We start from the raw sequence: 17,690 nt of genomic DNA, 5'->3' as shown, positions 1-17,690 counted from the left end.
CCCTTGATCGGGAATATTTTATAGAATAAAAAAGCCGGTACATCACGTACCGACATAAAAAAAGAGACTCTCATTGTACGGCACGTTATGCTGTACATGAGTCTCGTTGATTAAGGTAAGCCAGACTGAATTTCTATCAGCCAGGATGTTGACTTACCGCGCTTCGCGCCACTACTCCCTCACGGACGAATTATTCTTTTCGTAGGGTATCATAGTGCCCAAAGGTTAGTCAATGCTAACTTCTTATCTTTTATATCTCTTTCATTTGCCATGTTTTCTGCATTTTAAAATTCCCGGTTTATAAATAGAAATATTTTCCATTTCCGTAACATTTGTTACATACTTTTTCTGTATTTCCGGGTATCTTATAGATATCACAAAGAAAAAGACTCCTTATTATTGCCACACTAAATATAATTCCATAACACGAGGTGATGTTTATGAACAACAAAGCAATGTATAACTTGTCTTACGGACTTTTTGCATTAACCACACGCGAAAACGACAAGGATAACGGCTGTATTGTAAACACAGTCACACAGGTCACTACTTCTCCAAATCGGATTCTTGTTGCTGTGAATAAAAAAAATTATACGCACGACATGATTTTACGAACCGGTGAATTTAACGTTTCTATCCTGACGGAACACACTTCCTTTGATACGTTTAAGCACTGGGGGTTTCAGAGTGGTGCGGATATAGATAAAGCGCTCGGCATTCCCTTCAAACGTTCGGCAAATCAGATCATCTATCTGCCGGAAGAAACCAATACCTATATCAGTGCGAAAGTGATCTCCACCACCGATCTCGGTACACACACTTTATTCCTGGCCGATGTGACAGATGCAGAAGTGTTATCCAATGATCCGTCCGTAACATATAGCTATTACCAGCAGCACATCAAACCGGCACCAGAGCAAACTTCTAAAAAAGGCTATGTCTGTACTATATGTGGCTATATCTACGAGGACGATCCATTACCGGAAGACTTTATCTGCCCAATTTGCAAGCACCCGGCCTCTGATTTCAAACCTTTATAACCCAATTTATTTTACAAAGGAGAACGAATTATGACGAACATTACATTTGATGATAATTTAATTACAGGAAATGATACCATCGACGCACAGCATGAAGAATTAATTCATCGGATTCAGCAGTTCGTAACTGCCTGTGAATCCGGTGACAGCAAAATAAAAGCAATCAAAATGCTAGATTATCTGGATGAATATACGAATTTCCATTTTCAGGAAGAAGAACAGTTGCAAAGAGAAGTCTCCTATCCTGAACTTGCCAGACATCAGGAAAAGCACGAAGAATTTAAAAAATCTATCCGGGAATTATATGATTTCTTAAACGAAAACGAAGGACCAAATGAGCAATTTACAGAACAGGTAAAAGTCAATGTCGTTGACTGGCTGTTCCATCATATTAAAACATTTGACCGTTCTGTTGCTGAATATATTCATCTCAATGATAATCCTGACAGATTATAATCATCAGACAAAAAGGGGAGCTTTCGCTCCCCTTTACTTTCTTGTATCCACACGCAATCCAGAAATCTGTCACTTGACACTTCCGGTATTTTTCTGCGTTCTTAATTCTTCATATAATACCTTTCATACCTTAGATATTCAGAAGATCGCTGTATTCTTTCAGTGCTCCGTCTGTATCATGAGCAAGCACCCGTTTTGCCAGAACTTTTCCAAGTTGAACGCCTTCCTGATCGAAACTGTTGACATTCCACAGGAATCCCTGGAACATGATCTTGTTCTCGAAGTGAGCTAATAATGCTCCCAGAGCCTTCGGATCCAACTGGTCTCCGATGATGATGCTGGACGGACGTCCACCTTCGAAATTCTTGTTGCTGTTCTCATCTTCTTTTCCGCAGGCAAATGCTACGATCTGTGCAGCCACGTTTGCGCAGAGTTTCTGCTGGCTGGTACTGTCCTCGATCACAACATCGGTACCGATCTGGCTGTTCTTAAATCCTACGAACTGAAGCGGTACGATATTCGTTCCCTGATGCAGCAACTGATAGAAGGAATGCTGTCCGTTGGTTCCCGGTTCTCCGAAAATTACAGGTCCGGTCACATAATTTACCGGCTCACCGAAACGGTTCACGGATTTTCCGTTGGATTCCATATCCAACTGCTGTAAATGTGCCGGGAAACGGCTCAGTGCCTGAGAATACGGAAGAACGGCGGTTGCCTGATATCCCAGGATATTTCTTTCGTATACCCCGATCAGCGCATCTAACATCTCCGGATTTTCCAGAATATTTTCGTTCATAGACAGCTTGTCTTCCTCTGCTGCGCCCTCCAGGAACTGTGCAAATACGTCCGGTCCGAATGCCAGGGACAGAACGGCTCCTCCAACTGCAGATGTAGAAGAGAAACGTCCTCCGATATAGTCATCCATGAAAAATGCTGCCAGATAATCTGCACTCTTTGCCAGCGGAGAAGTCTCACTGGTGACTGCGATCATGTGCTTTGCCGGATCCAGTCCTGCATTTTTCAGCGCATCTTTTACGAAAGATTCATTGGTCAGTGTCTCTAAGGTTGTACCGGATTTGGACACCAGAACGAAGATCGAATGAGCAACATCTACGGAATTCAGAACAGCTGCCGCATCGTCCGGATCCACGTTACTGATGAATTTTGCTTCCATTTTCAGGGTATCATTCTTCTTTGCCCAGTTCTCCAGTGCAAGATACATGGCGCGCGGTCCAAGGTCGCTTCCGCCGATACCGATCTGTACCACTGTGGTAAATTTTTCTCCGGCTGCATTGACGATCTCGCCTGCATGTACCTTCTCCGCAAATTCAGAGAATTTCTTCTGCTGTTCCACATAGAATTCACGCTTGTCCACACCGTCAGCCACAACTTTTTCTCCAAGCTGTCCGCGGGTCAACTGATGGAGCACCAGTCTCTTCTCTCCGGTATTAATCACGGCTCCGTTGTAGAGCTCTTTATATTTCTCTGCCAACTGTGCTTCCTCTGCCAGTTTTGCCAGAGCTTCCAGCACGTCATCGTCCACTTTTTTCGCTGCATAGTTAAACGCCATGCCTGCTGCCATCGGGACACTGTATCTCTTCACACGATCTGCGCCGCTCTCACCTGTCATAGCAGCTTTCAGATCTACTTCTTTTACATTTGTCAAAGTCTGAAATGATGCAAGGGTATCTAAATTGTTCCAGTTTACCATATTGGAATCCTCCTTGAAATAAATGTTATAACTATTTTATTTATATTATACTCTGATTCCGGATTGAAGTAAAGGCAACAATCACAGTCCCTTTCGATAGATTTCGTTAATCGTCGCCTGTGCATGCTCCAGTTCTTTTTTCTGCATAATCGCGTTCCGATCGCTTAAAATCGCCAGCATTTCATCCACCACATCCTCCGGTCTGGGATTGGAAATTCGATATAAATACCCCAACATTCTTGTTGCCGTATAATCAGTATTCATCTGTCGGTATGCAATCTCCCGGCAGAAATCCTCCGGGTATCCTTTCTCTTTTAACACATGATATAATTCGTCGCTTCTGTCTGTTGCCATTTTCTTTTCCTCTTTTTCCCCGTATATTCGTTTCATTGTTCTGAGTCGCTAAACTTCCACTGAATCCGTATATAATTCCTTCAAGTTATCATAAACGATAGTTTATAAGTATTTGCTATCATTTTTCTTTTAGATCTATAATATCTCTGCTCATTATAAACGAAAGCTTTATGATTTGGGAGGAATTATTTTGAATCCTTCCATTGTTTTAAACGTCCTATTAAACCTGTTCTTCCTACTGGTCCTAAAAATGACCGTAAACGGTGTCGCTCTTGCCACCGTATTATCCAACGTGATCAGCTCCGTTTTATTGTTTCGCAAACTGCTTTTGACCACACAACCCGTCCAAGTGGAACGCAAATATTTCCAGTTTGATCTTACTGTATTCAAACGAATTTTACAGATCGGACTCCCCACCGGACTCCAAAGTGCGGTCTTTGCCATTGCAAATATCGCGGTGCAGTCTGCCATCAACAGCCTTGGAACCATTACGATCGTCGCATCCAGTGCTGCTTTCAATCTGGAAATCTTCGCATATTATATTTTCAACTCGTTCAGTCAGGCCTGTACCACCTTTGTCGGACAGAACTACGGAGCCGGAAACATCGAACCTTTGAAACCGTCATGCTCGCTTATCCTATCAGCCTGGGATTGGCTGCGATTTGCATCTTCTTTACCTTGATGTATTACCGTCCATCCAAACGATTTGCTTCATCTGTCTGAACGATCAAAGCATTTTTACACTGGATAGTCTCCATTTCTTGACACGATGTCAGAAACGTTTTATAATACCTCATATGTTGACATAATGCCAGTATATTTGGAGGTATCTTTATGAAAAAACTATTTCTCGGACTTCTCAGTCTGTCACTGCTCCTCGGTTTGACCGCCTTCGGTTCTGGCTCTTCGACCACATCATCCATCCCGAATGCTAATAGCTCCCCTTCCAAAGCGGAATCCACCAAAGCTTCGGATTCTGCCAAAGATCCGAAAGAAACCTATGATCTGACCGGAAAAACGCTATATCTGTTCTGTACCTCCGGAAGTAGCGGTATCGAGCAGAGCCTGAGTGATCTTCACGCCCTCTACCCGGATCTGAACCTTGCCGATGGACAACGATTTGCGGCAGATGCTTCCGATGAGGAAATTTCTTCCTGGATTGAAACTCACCAATAAATCAATACACCAGCAGAAAGGAAATCATATCTATGCCTACAGGATCCGAAGAGCGAACCAATGCACGAAAAGAAGAAATCATCAACGCCTGTGAACAGTTGTATCAAACCCAGAGTTTCCGAGAAATCACCATCAAGGAAATCGGACAGATCACTTCCTGTTCCCGGACTTCAATCTACAACTATTTTGAAACCAAAGAAGAAATTTTCCTTGCTCTGTTGAAAAGGGAATATGACACCTGGGTCGACGAACTGAATCAGATTACAGAAAGCCACGATGCCCTGAACAATGAGGAAATTGCTGATGCCATTGCCCATTCTCTGGATCAACGTCACCAGCTTTTAAAAATCTTATCCATGAACCATTATGATCTGGAAGACAACAGCCGTCTGAAACTTCTGACGGACTTCAAAGTTTCTTACGGAAATGCGCTTCATGCGGTCATGGCGATGCTTGGAAAATTTCGCCCGGATATGGACCTTTCCAAACAACAGGAGTTTGTCTATGCCTTTTTCCCGTTCATGTTTGGAATCTATCCCTACACGGTCGTAACAGAAAAGCAAAAGAAAGCCATGCAGGCTGCGGGTGTGGATTATATCTACCCCTCCCTCTACGCTCTGACGAAAGCCGCAGTCCTGCGGCTATTGTCCTGACGGTCTTTTATCAGACTCTGGTTCGCTATTGTAATTTTCAGGATCAAGGGATAATTTTAGGATATGGCTGCGGAAGTCCATCCATGACCCGCCACAGCCAGTACATCAATGATGCTTATTTATTAGGAAAGGAGCTTGAAACACATGAAAACATTAGTTGCATATTTCAGTGCCAGCGGGATCACCGCATCTGTTGCAAAGGAGGTTGCATCTGCTGCAAACGCAGATCTTTATGAAATCAAACCAACCGTTCGCTATACCAGCGCAGACCTGAACTGGATGGATAAAAAATCCAGAAGTTCTGTGGAAATGAGCAATCCGGCTTCCCGTCCGGAAATTGTAAAGGATCTTCCAGATCTTTCACAGTATGACACCGTTATCATCGGTTTCCCAATCTGGTGGTATGTCGCTCCAACCATCATCAATACCTTCCTGGAGAGCGGAGATTTTTCCGGAAAGAAAATTGCTCTCTTCGCCACATCCGGTGGAAGCGGATTCGGCAAAACAGTTCAGAATCTAAAACCATCCGTAGACGCTTCTGCTCAGTTTGTATCTGAAAAGCTTTTAAATGGAGCAACACCGGCAGATATCAAGGCTTGGGTGGATACTTTGGCATAAACCAACCTTTGTTTTTCAAAGTGAGAAAGGAGTGGGTTTCGTGAAGAACTCCCCTATTTCCAAAATATGTACCGTTACATTCAGTCCCTGTGGAAACGTGTCAGACGTGGCTCAGTTTCTGGCGCAGAAACTTTCCACCCACCTGTCTCTGCCTGTGGAAACTTATGACTTTACATTGCCCAGACAAAGAACCAAGGATTTCATCTTTCAGGCCACAGATCTGGTTCTCGTTGGGACACCGGTCTACGCAGGACGTGTGCCAAATAAGATCATGCCCTATATTCAGGATCATTTTCAGGGAAATGGTGGAATCGCCATTCCACTCGTAGCCTTCGGCAACCGCAGCTATGACAATGCATTGATAGAACTCCGTAATCTTCTGGAGCATAATGCTTTCCATACTATCGCAGCTGCTGCAGTAAGTACCAGTCATAGTTTTTCCGATCAGATCGGACACGGACGTCCGGATTTCTCGGACTTTGAACTACTTCATACTTTTGCGGCTCAGATTTGCTCCAAATTATCCGGTCCAGTTGACCGTTTTTCTTCCGATCGCTGCGCAGCTTCCCTTTTTCCGCCAGTGGACGTTCCCGGTGAAAATCCACCTACGACCTACTACACCCCTCTGGGGGTTGACGGAAAACCGGCAAAATTTTTAAAAGCAGTTCCGAAAACCCACCCGGATCGTTGTCAGCAATGTGGCCTATGTGCCACGAAATGCCCCATGGGTTCTATTGATGAAAAAGATCCCGCTATCATCACCGGCATCTGTATCAAATGTCAGACCTGCGTGCGCAGTTGCCCTACTCATGCCAAATATTTTGATGATCCGGCCTTTTTATCCCATGTAGAAATGTTAAAACAGAATTATACAAAACCGGCAAAGTCAGAGTTTTTCTTATAAACTCCGGCTCTGCCGGTTTTTCCTTACTTTCTGCGGCCTTTCCTCTTGCCGAATCTATGTGCAGCTTTTAAAATAAAAGGAAAGCAAAGGAGGACTTCCTATGAAAAAACTATATACTTCCGTTTTCTGTATGCTTCTGTGCAGTTGTATTTTGACTGCATGTAACGATAAAACGCCCCTCTCTAAACTACAGAAAGGTTCCAGCTCTTCCGATTCTTCTTTCCGCAAACTGATATCCTCTTCCTTGGTTTCACACCGGCTATCCGGATTTTTCTCTGATTCCAGAAGAGATCACTGTACCAGACTTTTTACAGATGCTGTGGAAGAAGCGATTGCACAGAACGCTTCCATATCGAATCCCTCTATCCCTTCTTCCAATTACACCAACGGGCAGCAGGTTGCACTGGATCCGTCCTGGAAATATGCGGACCACTCCGCCATCTCTTCTGGAACTGCTACAATTTATCTTGCCACTTCCAACCGAAAGGGAAAGATCATTGGAGTAAATGCAGGTCACGGAACTTCCGGTGGCACCGCGGTAAAAACGCTCTGCCATCCAGACGGGTCCCCAAAGACGACTGGCGGCAGTACCGCAGAAGGTGCCATTCAGGCCATCGCGGTTTCTTCCGGTATGACATTTGCAGATGGTACCCCTGAGCCAACCGTCACACTTCGCATGGCTCAGATTTTAAAAGAAAAACTTCTTGCAGAAGGGTATGATGTCCTGATGGTGCGTGACGGCGAAGATGTCCAACTCGACAATGTGGCACGAACTGTTCTCTGCAATCACGTGGCAGACTGTCATATCGCCCTCCACTGGGATGGCGACGGATTGAACTATGACAAAGGATGTTTCTACATTTCTGTACCGGATACTCTGAAATCCATGGAACCGGTTGCTTCCCACTGGCAGCAGCATGACGCTTTGGGAGAAGCGTTGGTTGCCGGACTTCGTAACATCGGTGCCACCATTTATCAGAATGGTCATATGAGTGTAGATCTGACCCAGACCTCGTACAGTACCATTCCATCCGTCGATGTGGAACTTGGAAATGCAGCCTCTGATCATTCCGATTCCACCCTCAGCCAACTGGCGGATGGTCTGGTGCAGGGATTGAACCAATATTCCTGGTAAGCTGGTGTTTCCATTCTTCATATAACCGCTCAAACGACCAGGCAGCATTTGCCGGGCTGGTAGAGGGCAACACTATCGCCTCCATCCCGGTTATCTGCTGTTGGTATTTCTGATATAACGCTCCCGCCTTCTTCCCATTCGCAAAGATTTTCTTTACCTGTGATCCTTCCAAAATCCAACTCAGATCTGTCGGAACCACATTCCTGATACTGCTGTCACTGGAACCTTTGATATCACAGCTTTCAATCACATCCCAGATTGCAATATGATTACGCAACAGCATTTCTTTCTTTTCTTCGATGGTTTCCGGTATCGACTCTTCACATATTTTGGCCAGGACCTTCCAGAAACGATTCTGTTTATGTCCATAATAAAACTGATTTTCTCTGGACTTCACCGATGGTAAAGTTCCCAGAATCAATATCTCTGAATGTTCGTCAAAAACCGGCTGAAAGGTGTGGACGATGTGTTCATATTCCATATTGATGCTCCTTTTTCTCAAGTCATCGTGGCTGTTCCCATGATTTTATGTAAACAGGAACTTTCTATTCAAATTCCACCACAACTTCGCGTCCATCCACCGAATCATCCAACAATGCATGTATCAGTTCTTCCAGATGTTCGTCCGCCTTATTCAGCAGTTCCTCGGTATCAACGGTAGGATTCTCCTTCACATCCTTTTCCGCCATAGAGATTGCTTCTGAAACGTCATTTTTTGTGCTCCAGTTAAAAAGAGCTTTCTTTTCATCATAGAACTGAATGGAATCCGGATCTACTTTATTGCTGATCACAGTTGCGTGCGGCACGGTAATCACCACTTTCTTGTCCGCGGTTTTGATCTTCATATCTTCCATCTTGATACCCGCAGTCATCGTTGCGTTATAAACCATCGTGAAACCTTTTTTCGTGATAAACGGAATCTCGCCTTTTTCCACCGTCAGCCGTGCCGAATAAGTAACTTTCTGCGTGGTCAGTTCTCCTACATTTTCCAGCTTGCCGCTGATATAGTCTGTCGTCACTTCTGTCTTGTTCCACATCTTATCCAGTGTTTGACGAAATCCCATACCTCCGGCAAAGACAAGCGCCACGATTACCACCACTGCAACCAGTTTGACTTTTGAAAATGAGAATCTTCTTCCTTCCCGTCTTTCTCTTTTTTCTTCTTTTCTTCTAAGTTCTGCCATTTTGTTTCCTCCTGTGGTTTCTCTTTCCTTCATCCAATCCATAATGTTTTCTTCATGATCCTGAAATTCTCGGACCGTTAAAGTCTGTCCTGTCTCCCGGCATTTCTGTCGTTTGATAAATCAAGTATACGAGGCCTTTGCCAGAAAATACACTTCTTTTTTCTTGATTTATCCCCGTATATTTCTCTTTTTTCGGAGGGATCATCAGAAATACTCTCGAATATGGAACACCTAAAAACAGCAGGACTCCTCTGAAATATTTTCTGAGAAGTATCCCGCTGCCCGTTTCCGGTCTTATTATCCTATTTTCCGAAAGTATTACTGTTCTTTGCAGCTGCTTTGGCTGCCATTGTATTTGTTGATGCAAAGAGCGAATCTGTCGGTGCAACCGGACACATCAGGACTCTTCCGGTTCCTCTGTATACATTGACCAGCCCTTCTCCACTGACCGCTGATCCTACCAGTGTCTTTGTAGTGCGTTCTACTGTAAAGTCCAGATTTGAGGACCAACACACTGCCAGATTCCCATCAATTTTTAATTCATCATTTTCCAGTTCAATCTCGATCAGTTCTTCCTCCGGAACATTGCTCTCCAGTGCTGCCACACCATTTCCCTGCAGACTCAGATTGAAAATCCCTTCTCCACCGAGCACCGCTGATGATACATTTTTTCTTGCCACAATTTTACTCTGCACATTAGAATCACAGGCTAAAAACATTCCATCCTCGATGGTCATTCCTGCTGCACCCCATTTTGATATGTCTTCTAAAATAATATACTTATAGGTCGGTTCCAATACCAGGCATCCTTCTCCTACATACTCCGGTTTCACAGCGGATTCTTTTGTCACAGCCCCTTTGATTGCTTTTCCGAAAAGATCCCCGATTCCTTTCACACCAGTCGTTGCCTGTACGTTTCCCCCCATCCACTGCATTGCTCCGGCCTGAATAATTGCAGAATGATCTTTGCTGAGATCAATGACAACCTGTCTTCTTCGTACATTCATCTGACTCATAAAGTATTCATCCGCCGCATTCATCGGGGAAACACTGGCATCTTTCACATATTCCAATACGTGAAAATTGTCTACACTTTTAATGACTTTTCTGTTTTCATTTTCCAGATTTCTGATTTTCATAATGTTTTTCTCCTTTGTAATCCTTATATTTTTTTATTGCTTTTTCACTCTTTACTGCTGTCTTGATGTAAACAACGCCCAGATCCCGGCGATCACCAGAATCGGAAATGCCAGATGGAGCAATCCTCCGATCAGCATCCCAATCAGAATCACCGGCCAGAGCACAACCGTCAATAATAATTTTGAAACGCTCCAGGCCGCGCGTAATCCGAAGATAAATAATTTTCCAAATATCCAGAACACGCAAATCATAAACAATAGTGATAACATTTTATTCTTCCTCCTCTTTTCGTGACTTTAACTTCGACTGATCCCGAATCCCCAGCTTTTCACTGAATTCCGGATTTCTTTTGATTTTTTCTATGACCCGGATCAGTCTGAGCCTCTGTTCTGCATTCAAACTGCCACCTCATTTCTTTTGGAACGCTCTCTGTTTGAACGTTTCCTTTTTCCGACCCATTCTTGCCGTTTTTTCATAATTCCAGTATAATCAACTATAAACAGCAAATACACCGCCATTTTAAAGAATTACGCCGGTGTATTTCTCTGGTTTTGTGAAATAAACAAGAACTGTGAGGCAAATGAAATGGGAAAACAATCCACACGTGAAAATAAAACAATCTACCAACTTTGCCGGGAAGCTCAGGGGCTGACCCGTGAAAAAGCCAGTGAACTGATGCCGGGACTTTCTGCCTCCCGCATCGAAAAATTTGAATACGAGCTGCAGGAGCCAACTCCCTACGATATCATTCAGATGGCAGACTGCTACAAACGTCCGGATCTGTGCAACTACTACTGTTCCCACAAATGCACCATCGGCGAACGGTATGTGCCGGAAGTGGAAGTCTCTGAACTTTCCAATATCATTCTGGAAACCATTGCCAGCTTAAACGAGATCAATCCGCTGACCGGTCGTTTAATTCAAATCGCCCGTGACGGAAAGATCACGGACGATGAAATCAAAGACTTTGCATTTATCAGCCAGAAGCTGGATGAAGTATCTCTGGCGGTAGATTCCTTAAATCTCTGGGTCGATAAAACTGCCGGAGAAAAAGGAATCAATATTGAACTCCTAAACGAAGAAAAATCCAGACTCCGTTCTCAGAGTTCAAAGCCAGCCGGTTCTGCCAGTTCGGTAAAATAAATATCCTCCCGACTGGTATTTTTCTTAAAGATGACCATACACATCACCGATTCTTCCAGTGTATACGGTGCCCAGTGCCAGACGCCCGGTCTGCAGGAGATTCCTGCCCCTTTCGGGATATAGAAAATGTGGATCTCGTCTTCTGTAAATTTTCCCGGTTTTGCAAACGGGATCAGGATTCCACCCGTCATCGCAAACAGCGTTTCTTCTGTATGATTATGGGCTTCAAATTTCTGACAAATGAATTCTTTGCGGAAGACTTCCATCAGATTGACACAAGTCGTCTCTTCCCTCTTTTTCTTTTATTTCATTCTTTAATTTTTTCATGTAATCGGCTTTTAACTGATTCGATGCTTCCTGACGCTTAATCTCCTCTTTTAAATATTGAACATATTCTCTCGCCAGGCGCACTCCGCCACTGACTGCAAGATCAGAATGATGTTCCATTTCATTTAACCATTGCTGAAAGGAACGTTCCTGAATCTCCCGATAAGTATGATCCGGTTGTGTAAACACTGTGCCACCCTCCTTTTCCTCTCTATCATACGTCATTTTTTCTTTTTTCTCAACTCCGGAAGAAAGGAGCCGATTGTAAGAACCAGTGATACAATTGCAAGAATCAGTGCCAGCCACGCAAGTTTCAGGGCTTTTTCCACTCTGGCAATCTGCTCGCTTCCGACCTCCAGCGCACCATCTTCATTGACATGACCTGCCCGCACCTGTTTTCCGCCGCTCAGCAACAGTACCAGATCCCCGTTTTTATCAATTCCTACATTTTCCAGGCCATAAATGGTATTGCTTTCCGGTACATCCTGGGTCGTTTCGTCTTCTTGTGCCACAGCATCGGCAGTTCCATTTGCACCATTGGTTCCGTTTTGTCCGGCTGCTCCGTTGGTTCCATTCGTGCCATTCGCTCCGTTCTGCCCGGCTACTCCATTTGCACCATCCTTGCCATCGGCCCCGTCTTTTCCGTCCGTTCCGTTTTTAATCCGGAAGGTGGAGGTCGTGTCATCGGTATAGGTAATGGTATAGGTATCGATTCCATTTTCCGAAGCGTTCAGAGTGATTGACTGGATTCCGCGGCCGTCCGCTCCCGTTTCACCGGTCTCTCCCTTCTCCCCTTTTTCGCCTGTGGCTCCGGTTGCTCCGATCAGGGATGCCAACCACATGGATTCTGTGCCGTTGTATCCATTTTCTACTGCCAGCTCATAGGCAGACTTTCCGTTTTGACCGTCCTGCCCATCGGCTCCGTCTTGTCCAGCTTCTCCTACCAGTGAATTCAGCCAGTCTTGCAGAGAACCCTGATACCCAAGTTCCTGTGCCAGTTCATAGGCGGATTTTCCAGTCTGTCCATCCGCACCATCTTGTCCGTCTATTCCATTTTTCACCTGGAAAGTGGAGGTGGTTCCATCGGTATAGGTGATGGTATAGGTGTCGATTCCATTTTCAGAAGCCGTCAGGGTAATCGACTGGATTCCGCGGCCATCGGCTCCCGTTTCACCGGTCTCTCCCTTCTCGCCTTTCTCCCCGGTGGTTCCCGTTGCCCCGACCAGGGATGCCAGCCATTCTTCCAGAGTTCCTTCAAAGCCTGCATCCACTGCCAGTTCATAGGCAGATTTTCCGGATCCGGTGTTCAGGATATAGCATACCGCATGGTTGGACAAGCCGCCCTCCGTCTTTGCCGATCCAAACAATGGCACGATCACAAACTCATAGACATATCGTCCGTCCAATTCTGTGTATGTATAACTGGTCGTTCCCTTTGCAACCGTGTCAATTTCCTTCTTCTTTCCCGTGATATCCACCACGTAAATCCTGTATCCTGCATTTTCCGGGCGCTCTCCTCTGTTTGCATTTGCATCCGTCCAGTTCAAGGTAATCTTCTTTTCTGTACTGTCATAAACCGCTTCCAAATCAGTAACGGCAGGTCCCGGGCTTTTCAGATCCGACAAGACATATCCATAAACCGGGACACTTCGTTCTTTATTCTTCAGCTTATTTCCTTTTGCATCCGTATACTCATACAGCAGATTCGAACGCCATTTTGCGCTTTGCCATGCAAAATAATAGGATTTGACCATTTCCTCTGTATATCCGTTCTCTACCAGCTCATTCAGATCCAGATTTTCCACCTGTCCCTGATAACCGGTGGATTCTGCTTTCGTTTTGGAGACCGTAGTTCCCCACATATTTTCAAAGGTAACGTAACCACCGGCTTTGATCCATGGTGCGCCTCCGGTTATCGTCAGATCAAACAACAGACCATGCTGTTGTTCCAATCCGCTGGTCACAGCTTCTCCCACTACAAATTCGCTGGCATTATGTCCACTGTTGTATCCCAGTTCAAAAACCGTTCCATTTAGCATAGCCAGATCCGTCGGCGAGGACTGACCCTTTCCTTTATGATAATAGCTGTATGGATCTCCCGAATTGCCCACATACAGATCAGACGACAGCTTGTCCAGATAATTGGGCTTTTTAGTCAGTTCGCTCTGAGCATATCGATCATCCAGAGTCGCATTATATTTGTCTACGAACTGATTATAATCCGATACCGACATCTGCACATATTCCGGTTTGCCGGCATATGCCGTTCCAAGTCCTGACTCTACCCATTCTTTCTTTTCCGGATTCCAGATGGAATACAGATAAAACGTCACAGGTGTCCGATACAGCACCACGGAATCATAACCGGTTGCAGCAAACTCTGTGGTATATTCTGTAGAATAATGATTGGCCTGGAAATGATCCGTCATCCCCGAATATCCAAGGCGCAGACTGCCTTCTATCACTTTCATGGCTTCCGTTGTATACCCAACACTTCCTGCAAATCCTAAAGAATAGCTCTCGATCAGATCATTTTGCTTTTCATACTCATAAGACAGGGTATATTTTAAAGAAGTCTGTCCACTGTTTTTCCCAAGTTCTTTAAAATAAGGTGCTGCCTGCAGGACTGCTTCCACCTGCGGATCCGCATAAATAAAATCTTTTCCTTCGTACTTTGCCAGAACTCCGTCATCATCTATATCTACCGGACAGATCAGACATGCCGTTCCTTTGTCCAGTGAATTGCCGGTGGAGGTCGCCAGTCGATTCACATCCTTCGTAAATCCACTGTAAGGAGTCGTGTAATACTCGGTTGCCATTTGGGTGCTTTCGTTCCTTCCCGAAACTCCGATCATTCCCAATGTATAATCCGTGATGTACTCTGCCCCGGCATCCGTTGCCTTCCAACAGGTCCCGGCCGTAAAAATCAACTGTTCATACCCGCTGTTATTTCCGTCAACCGGAGCCGCACAGGCCTGACTGATATATGCACAGGCAATCTTATAGTTCTTTCGATACTCAAACCGATTTCCGTCTATACTGTCCTCAAAATATTTCGAAGACGCTTTTGACATCTTTTTTGCAGTCCCGTCGGACAGATCATATATTCTGCCCCCTGCAAATGCATACTCGATGTTACCCTTGCCATTGATAGCCACTGCCGTCGTCCCCATAGACGGATAGGTCATGTGCGCGCTTAATCCATCCGTCAGACCGTCTGCCAGAGCGTCAGAGGCTACCATTCCCCGCACAAGTTTCGCATCCGCATCCCCGGAATCACAAATTGTCATAAGGAGCAGATCATTGTTTCCGGATAGTGCCACACAATCCATCACGGTTTCATTATAATCGATCAATATTTTTCCACCAATCCCGGATACCACAATTTCCTGATAACTGTTTCCACTCACATTTCCAATGCTGATAGTCGGAGACAGAGGAACTAACACCTCATTTCCCCGGACTGCCGCTTCCTTTCTTTCGGATGCAACTGCGATGCTCTTTTTCTTTTCCGGAGCCAAAATCTGCTCCTGTGCGTTTTTTCCGTATGCAACGGTGAGATTCGGTTCTACGATCGTCTCACCTGCTGCCAGTACCTCAGGATGAGGATCCGGATTTGTATTGAAACGTTCGGTATATGAAATCACCGCCAGATCGTCAATCCCGTCTCCATTGACATCTCCGGCATCCAGGTCACAGCCCAGACGGTATTTTCCATCAGAGGAAGATTTGCTCCTCAACGTCGCATACGCATCCCCATCCTGCATATATGCTGCATTCAAAAGGGCTGTTCCCCGCTTCACCTCAGACAGCGTTACACTGCTTTCCGCAGACACTGCCGACAATTCCACCAGAGCCATCGTTTCCCCATCCATTGCCGCATATACCACAATCCTGTCCTTTCCGGTCTTATCAAAATCCCCGGCCGTAATCGAGAGATAATTCTGCAACTGATAGGCCTGGGTATCTTCCATCACCCAGTTCATGGTTCCCAGCTCCACCGGATTGCTCATCCGATGATTTCTGGCATTATACGCCCAGACATAGACTCTGTTTGCTCCATCTTTTTTGCACAGTCCGATCCATGCAATATGATCCGCTCTTCCACTTCCGGTGGGATCAAACGAAACTGTCTGGACTCCATTTGCCTGTGCCAGAAACAGATTTCCGGATCCTAAAAGATCTCCGTATTTCAAATCCTCTTTTGCCGTCCAGTTTCCCCCTGCCAGCACTTCACTCGCATCGGTTCCTTTTCTGGTATCATAAATTACAGCCTTACTCCAGGCATTCACGTCCACCACCGAAGTGGCCTCCACCTGACTTCCCGCATACGTAAACAACTCCGATTGCCGGAAGATTGTAAACGGATCTCCGACTGCGGTTCCAAAGGGGTTATCCGTATCGTTTTTATCATATCCAGTCGGTTCCCCCGGAGATAAAATAGCCGCGTCGTTTCCGTCTCCAAACGCTGTTCCGAAAGAAATCCGGTCAACACTGTCCCCAGAACTCTGTGCCTGAGCTTCTCCATCTGCGCCATCCTGACTTTGTGACTGAACTTCCTGTGTTCCCGTTTCTTCCATCGCCTGTGTGGTAAATGTGGCAAAAGAAGAAATCCCCAGAATCATTGCCATAACAAAAGACAGAAATGCTGCTGCCTTTGTGTGTGTTCTGTATGAGGATTTTCCTCCTGTGTGCTTTCGGTTCTTTCTGTCTTTTTCCATCCGCTTTCTCCCATTCCCTTCGTACCGATTTGTCTGCAGATTGCAGATTTGCAAATCTGCAATTTCTTTCTAACATTCTTCCAGCGTAATTCCACATTTTTCTCAAAATATTCTGAATTTCCATTCACCGCACTTCCTGTGCTCCACTGCTTTTTCTTATAGTTTATTATAGCAATCCCCTGTTTTTTCCACATCGTACGAAACTTTACAAAAATGGACAAAAAATGCCACCTAAATGGTGGCAACAAAAAATTCAAAAAATGTTATACTTTTATTATCTGCTAAAAAATATCTCGCAGAATGTTCATAATAAGCGTCAGAAGTGCAAACATTGTAAGAATCAGAAGTGTGATTCCGGTGTAGCGAGTCAGCCGGTTTTCGCTTTTACAAAATGGAAAGATCGCCTGAATGTACCGATAATTGAAACATCCGAACACTACGGACAGCATCATCAGCAGATTTGCCGGTTTGATATCCCGATGGATGACCGGTTGCGGCAGGTCATGCAACCGCTTCACGATTTCACGATGACATTACGATTTTCTCCAAGGATCTGGAAGAAAATGACATCGAATCCATCGATCAGGTGGAGCTGAAGTTCCATATTTACAACGCGGATTCTTACAGCACCATTGCAGATTCCGATCCGATCACATTCACCGCAGAGTAAAAAACAAGGACATCACAGGAGGCTTTTACATTATGAAAATCTGGAAATTAGTATCTGGTATCTTATCGATTATATTTTTTGCACTGGTGGCTATGCAATCCTGCGCCGTCGGTGTGGCAAATACACTGGAAGACAGTGGCGAAGTTTCCAGCTCTGCCGGCATTCTGGTCGCCGTGCTTATGCTGGCCGGTGGGATCGTCTCCATCGCAACCAGAGGATCAGAAAAACGGGGCAGTAACATCGCACTTCTGGTTCTATTCGGACTGGCCGCACTGCTTGGGTTTTCCAACTACGGAAGTTACTCCGATCTGACAATCTGGTCCGGATGGTGTCTGATCAACGCAGTTCTTGCTGTTGTAGCACTGGCGCTTGGAAGCAAACAAGCCTGAAAAAATCAGAATTGTTCGTCGGATCAATCAGCCATAGTGCGTATTCCCTTCGGCAAATCTTTTTCGGGA

The 17,690-nt window shown here is 45.1% G+C and carries 21 protein-coding genes; 10 read left to right on the top strand and 11 right to left on the bottom strand.

What is annotated here, in order from left to right; all coding sequences use genetic code 11:
- Positions 1-440: 440 nt before the first annotated feature.
- Positions 441-1,040: a flavin reductase gene (locus KGMB01110_RS10650; RefSeq protein ID WP_119298235.1), complete on the top strand. Its 600-nt coding sequence runs from the start codon at positions 441-443 to the stop codon at positions 1,038-1,040.
- Positions 1,041-1,070: 30 nt separating this feature from the next.
- Positions 1,071-1,496 (top strand): bacteriohemerythrin, encoded by a 426-nt coding sequence (locus KGMB01110_RS10645; protein ID WP_117603599.1) that lies wholly within the window; start codon positions 1,071-1,073, stop codon positions 1,494-1,496.
- Positions 1,497-1,626: 130 nt separating this feature from the next.
- On the opposite strand, the gene KGMB01110_RS10640 is transcribed toward KGMB01110_RS10645, so the two are convergent.
- Positions 1,627-3,207, bottom strand: coding sequence for a glucose-6-phosphate isomerase (locus KGMB01110_RS10640; RefSeq protein ID WP_119298233.1), 1,581 nt, complete (start codon positions 3,205-3,207; stop codon positions 1,627-1,629).
- A gap of 81 nt (positions 3,208-3,288) precedes the next feature.
- Positions 3,289-3,561 (bottom strand): hypothetical protein, encoded by a 273-nt coding sequence (locus tag KGMB01110_RS10635; protein WP_119299187.1) that lies wholly within the window; start codon positions 3,559-3,561, stop codon positions 3,289-3,291.
- Positions 3,562-3,751: 190 nt separating this feature from the next.
- Here KGMB01110_RS10635 and KGMB01110_RS10630 point away from each other — a divergent pair, with 190 nt between their 5' ends.
- The 6 genes from KGMB01110_RS10630 to KGMB01110_RS10605 all read left to right on the top strand — a co-directional run bounded on the left by KGMB01110_RS10630 (position 3,752) and on the right by KGMB01110_RS10605 (position 8,047).
- The gene (locus KGMB01110_RS10630) at positions 3,752-4,243 is read left to right on the top strand and encodes an MATE family efflux transporter (RefSeq protein WP_243112793.1); all 492 of its coding nucleotides are present in this window, start codon (positions 3,752-3,754) and stop codon (positions 4,241-4,243) included.
- Between the two features lie 152 nt (positions 4,244-4,395).
- Positions 4,396-4,737, top strand: coding sequence for a flavodoxin (locus tag KGMB01110_RS10625; RefSeq protein ID WP_119298232.1), 342 nt, complete (start codon positions 4,396-4,398; stop codon positions 4,735-4,737).
- 32 nt (positions 4,738-4,769) lie between these two features.
- A complete protein-coding gene (locus KGMB01110_RS10620) occupies positions 4,770-5,390 on the top strand; it encodes a TetR family transcriptional regulator (protein WP_119298231.1) in 621 nt (206 codons plus the stop codon).
- Between the two features lie 144 nt (positions 5,391-5,534).
- A complete protein-coding gene (locus KGMB01110_RS10615; protein WP_119298230.1) occupies positions 5,535-6,008 on the top strand; it encodes a flavodoxin in 474 nt (157 codons plus the stop codon).
- A 40-nt stretch (positions 6,009-6,048) separates the two neighbouring features.
- On the top strand, positions 6,049-6,912 hold the full coding sequence (locus tag KGMB01110_RS10610; RefSeq protein ID WP_243112792.1) for a 4Fe-4S binding protein: 864 nt from the start codon (positions 6,049-6,051) through the stop codon (positions 6,910-6,912).
- A gap of 100 nt (positions 6,913-7,012) precedes the next feature.
- Complete coding sequence (locus KGMB01110_RS10605; protein ID WP_119298228.1) at positions 7,013-8,047, top strand: N-acetylmuramoyl-L-alanine amidase family protein; 1,035 nt, start codon at positions 7,013-7,015, stop codon at positions 8,045-8,047.
- Here KGMB01110_RS10605 and KGMB01110_RS10600 read toward each other — a convergent pair.
- The 5 genes from KGMB01110_RS10600 to KGMB01110_RS15550 form a co-directional block, all read right to left on the bottom strand.
- Complete coding sequence (locus tag KGMB01110_RS10600) at positions 7,995-8,528, bottom strand: DNA-deoxyinosine glycosylase (RefSeq protein ID WP_119298227.1); 534 nt, start codon at positions 8,526-8,528, stop codon at positions 7,995-7,997. The two genes, KGMB01110_RS10605 and KGMB01110_RS10600, sit on opposite strands and share 53 nt — an antisense overlap.
- Before the next feature lie 64 nt (positions 8,529-8,592).
- Positions 8,593-9,231, bottom strand: a complete 639-nt coding sequence (locus KGMB01110_RS10595) for a DUF4230 domain-containing protein (RefSeq protein WP_170141713.1) — start codon at positions 9,229-9,231, stop codon at positions 8,593-8,595.
- 302 nt (positions 9,232-9,533) lie between these two features.
- Positions 9,534-10,370, bottom strand: a complete 837-nt coding sequence (locus KGMB01110_RS10590) for an AIM24 family protein (protein ID WP_119298225.1) — start codon at positions 10,368-10,370, stop codon at positions 9,534-9,536.
- Between the two features lie 51 nt (positions 10,371-10,421).
- Positions 10,422-10,640 (bottom strand): hypothetical protein, encoded by a 219-nt coding sequence (locus KGMB01110_RS10585; RefSeq protein ID WP_117603589.1) that lies wholly within the window; start codon positions 10,638-10,640, stop codon positions 10,422-10,424.
- A gap of 1 nt (position 10,641) precedes the next feature.
- Positions 10,642-10,770: a hypothetical protein gene (locus tag KGMB01110_RS15550; RefSeq protein ID WP_279220920.1), complete on the bottom strand. Its 129-nt coding sequence runs from the start codon at positions 10,768-10,770 to the stop codon at positions 10,642-10,644.
- Positions 10,771-10,956: 186 nt separating this feature from the next.
- Here KGMB01110_RS15550 and KGMB01110_RS10580 point away from each other — a divergent pair, with 186 nt between their 5' ends.
- Entirely contained in the window at positions 10,957-11,514 is a 558-nt protein-coding gene (locus tag KGMB01110_RS10580; RefSeq protein WP_119298224.1) for a helix-turn-helix domain-containing protein, read from the top strand.
- Here KGMB01110_RS10580 and KGMB01110_RS10575 read toward each other — a convergent pair.
- From KGMB01110_RS10575 to KGMB01110_RS10555, 4 genes are all read right to left on the bottom strand, one after another.
- Positions 11,472-11,705, bottom strand: coding sequence for a hypothetical protein (locus KGMB01110_RS10575; protein WP_136626689.1), 234 nt, complete (start codon positions 11,703-11,705; stop codon positions 11,472-11,474). The two genes, KGMB01110_RS10580 and KGMB01110_RS10575, sit on opposite strands and share 43 nt — an antisense overlap.
- A gap of 34 nt (positions 11,706-11,739) precedes the next feature.
- Positions 11,740-12,030 carry a hypothetical protein gene (locus KGMB01110_RS10570; RefSeq protein WP_243112790.1) on the bottom strand — a complete coding sequence of 97 codons (291 nt, stop codon included), beginning with the start codon at positions 12,028-12,030 and terminating at the stop codon, positions 11,740-11,742.
- 32 nt (positions 12,031-12,062) lie between these two features.
- Positions 12,063-16,562, bottom strand: coding sequence for a collagen-like domain-containing protein (locus tag KGMB01110_RS10565; protein WP_136626688.1), 4,500 nt, complete (start codon positions 16,560-16,562; stop codon positions 12,063-12,065).
- 281 nt (positions 16,563-16,843) lie between these two features.
- On the bottom strand, positions 16,844-17,080 hold the full coding sequence (locus tag KGMB01110_RS10555; RefSeq protein ID WP_119298221.1) for a hypothetical protein: 237 nt from the start codon (positions 17,078-17,080) through the stop codon (positions 16,844-16,846).
- Positions 17,081-17,264: 184 nt separating this feature from the next.
- On the opposite strand from KGMB01110_RS10555, the gene KGMB01110_RS10550 reads away from it, so the two are divergent.
- Complete coding sequence (locus KGMB01110_RS10550) at positions 17,265-17,621, top strand: hypothetical protein (RefSeq protein ID WP_119298220.1); 357 nt, start codon at positions 17,265-17,267, stop codon at positions 17,619-17,621.
- Positions 17,622-17,690 lie beyond the last annotated feature (69 nt).

The sequence above is a fragment of the Mediterraneibacter butyricigenes genome (assembly GCF_003574295.1).
Lineage (GTDB): Bacteria > Bacillota > Clostridia > Lachnospirales > Lachnospiraceae > Mediterraneibacter_A > Mediterraneibacter_A butyricigenes.
This window is presented reverse-complemented; position numbering and strand designations above follow the sequence as displayed.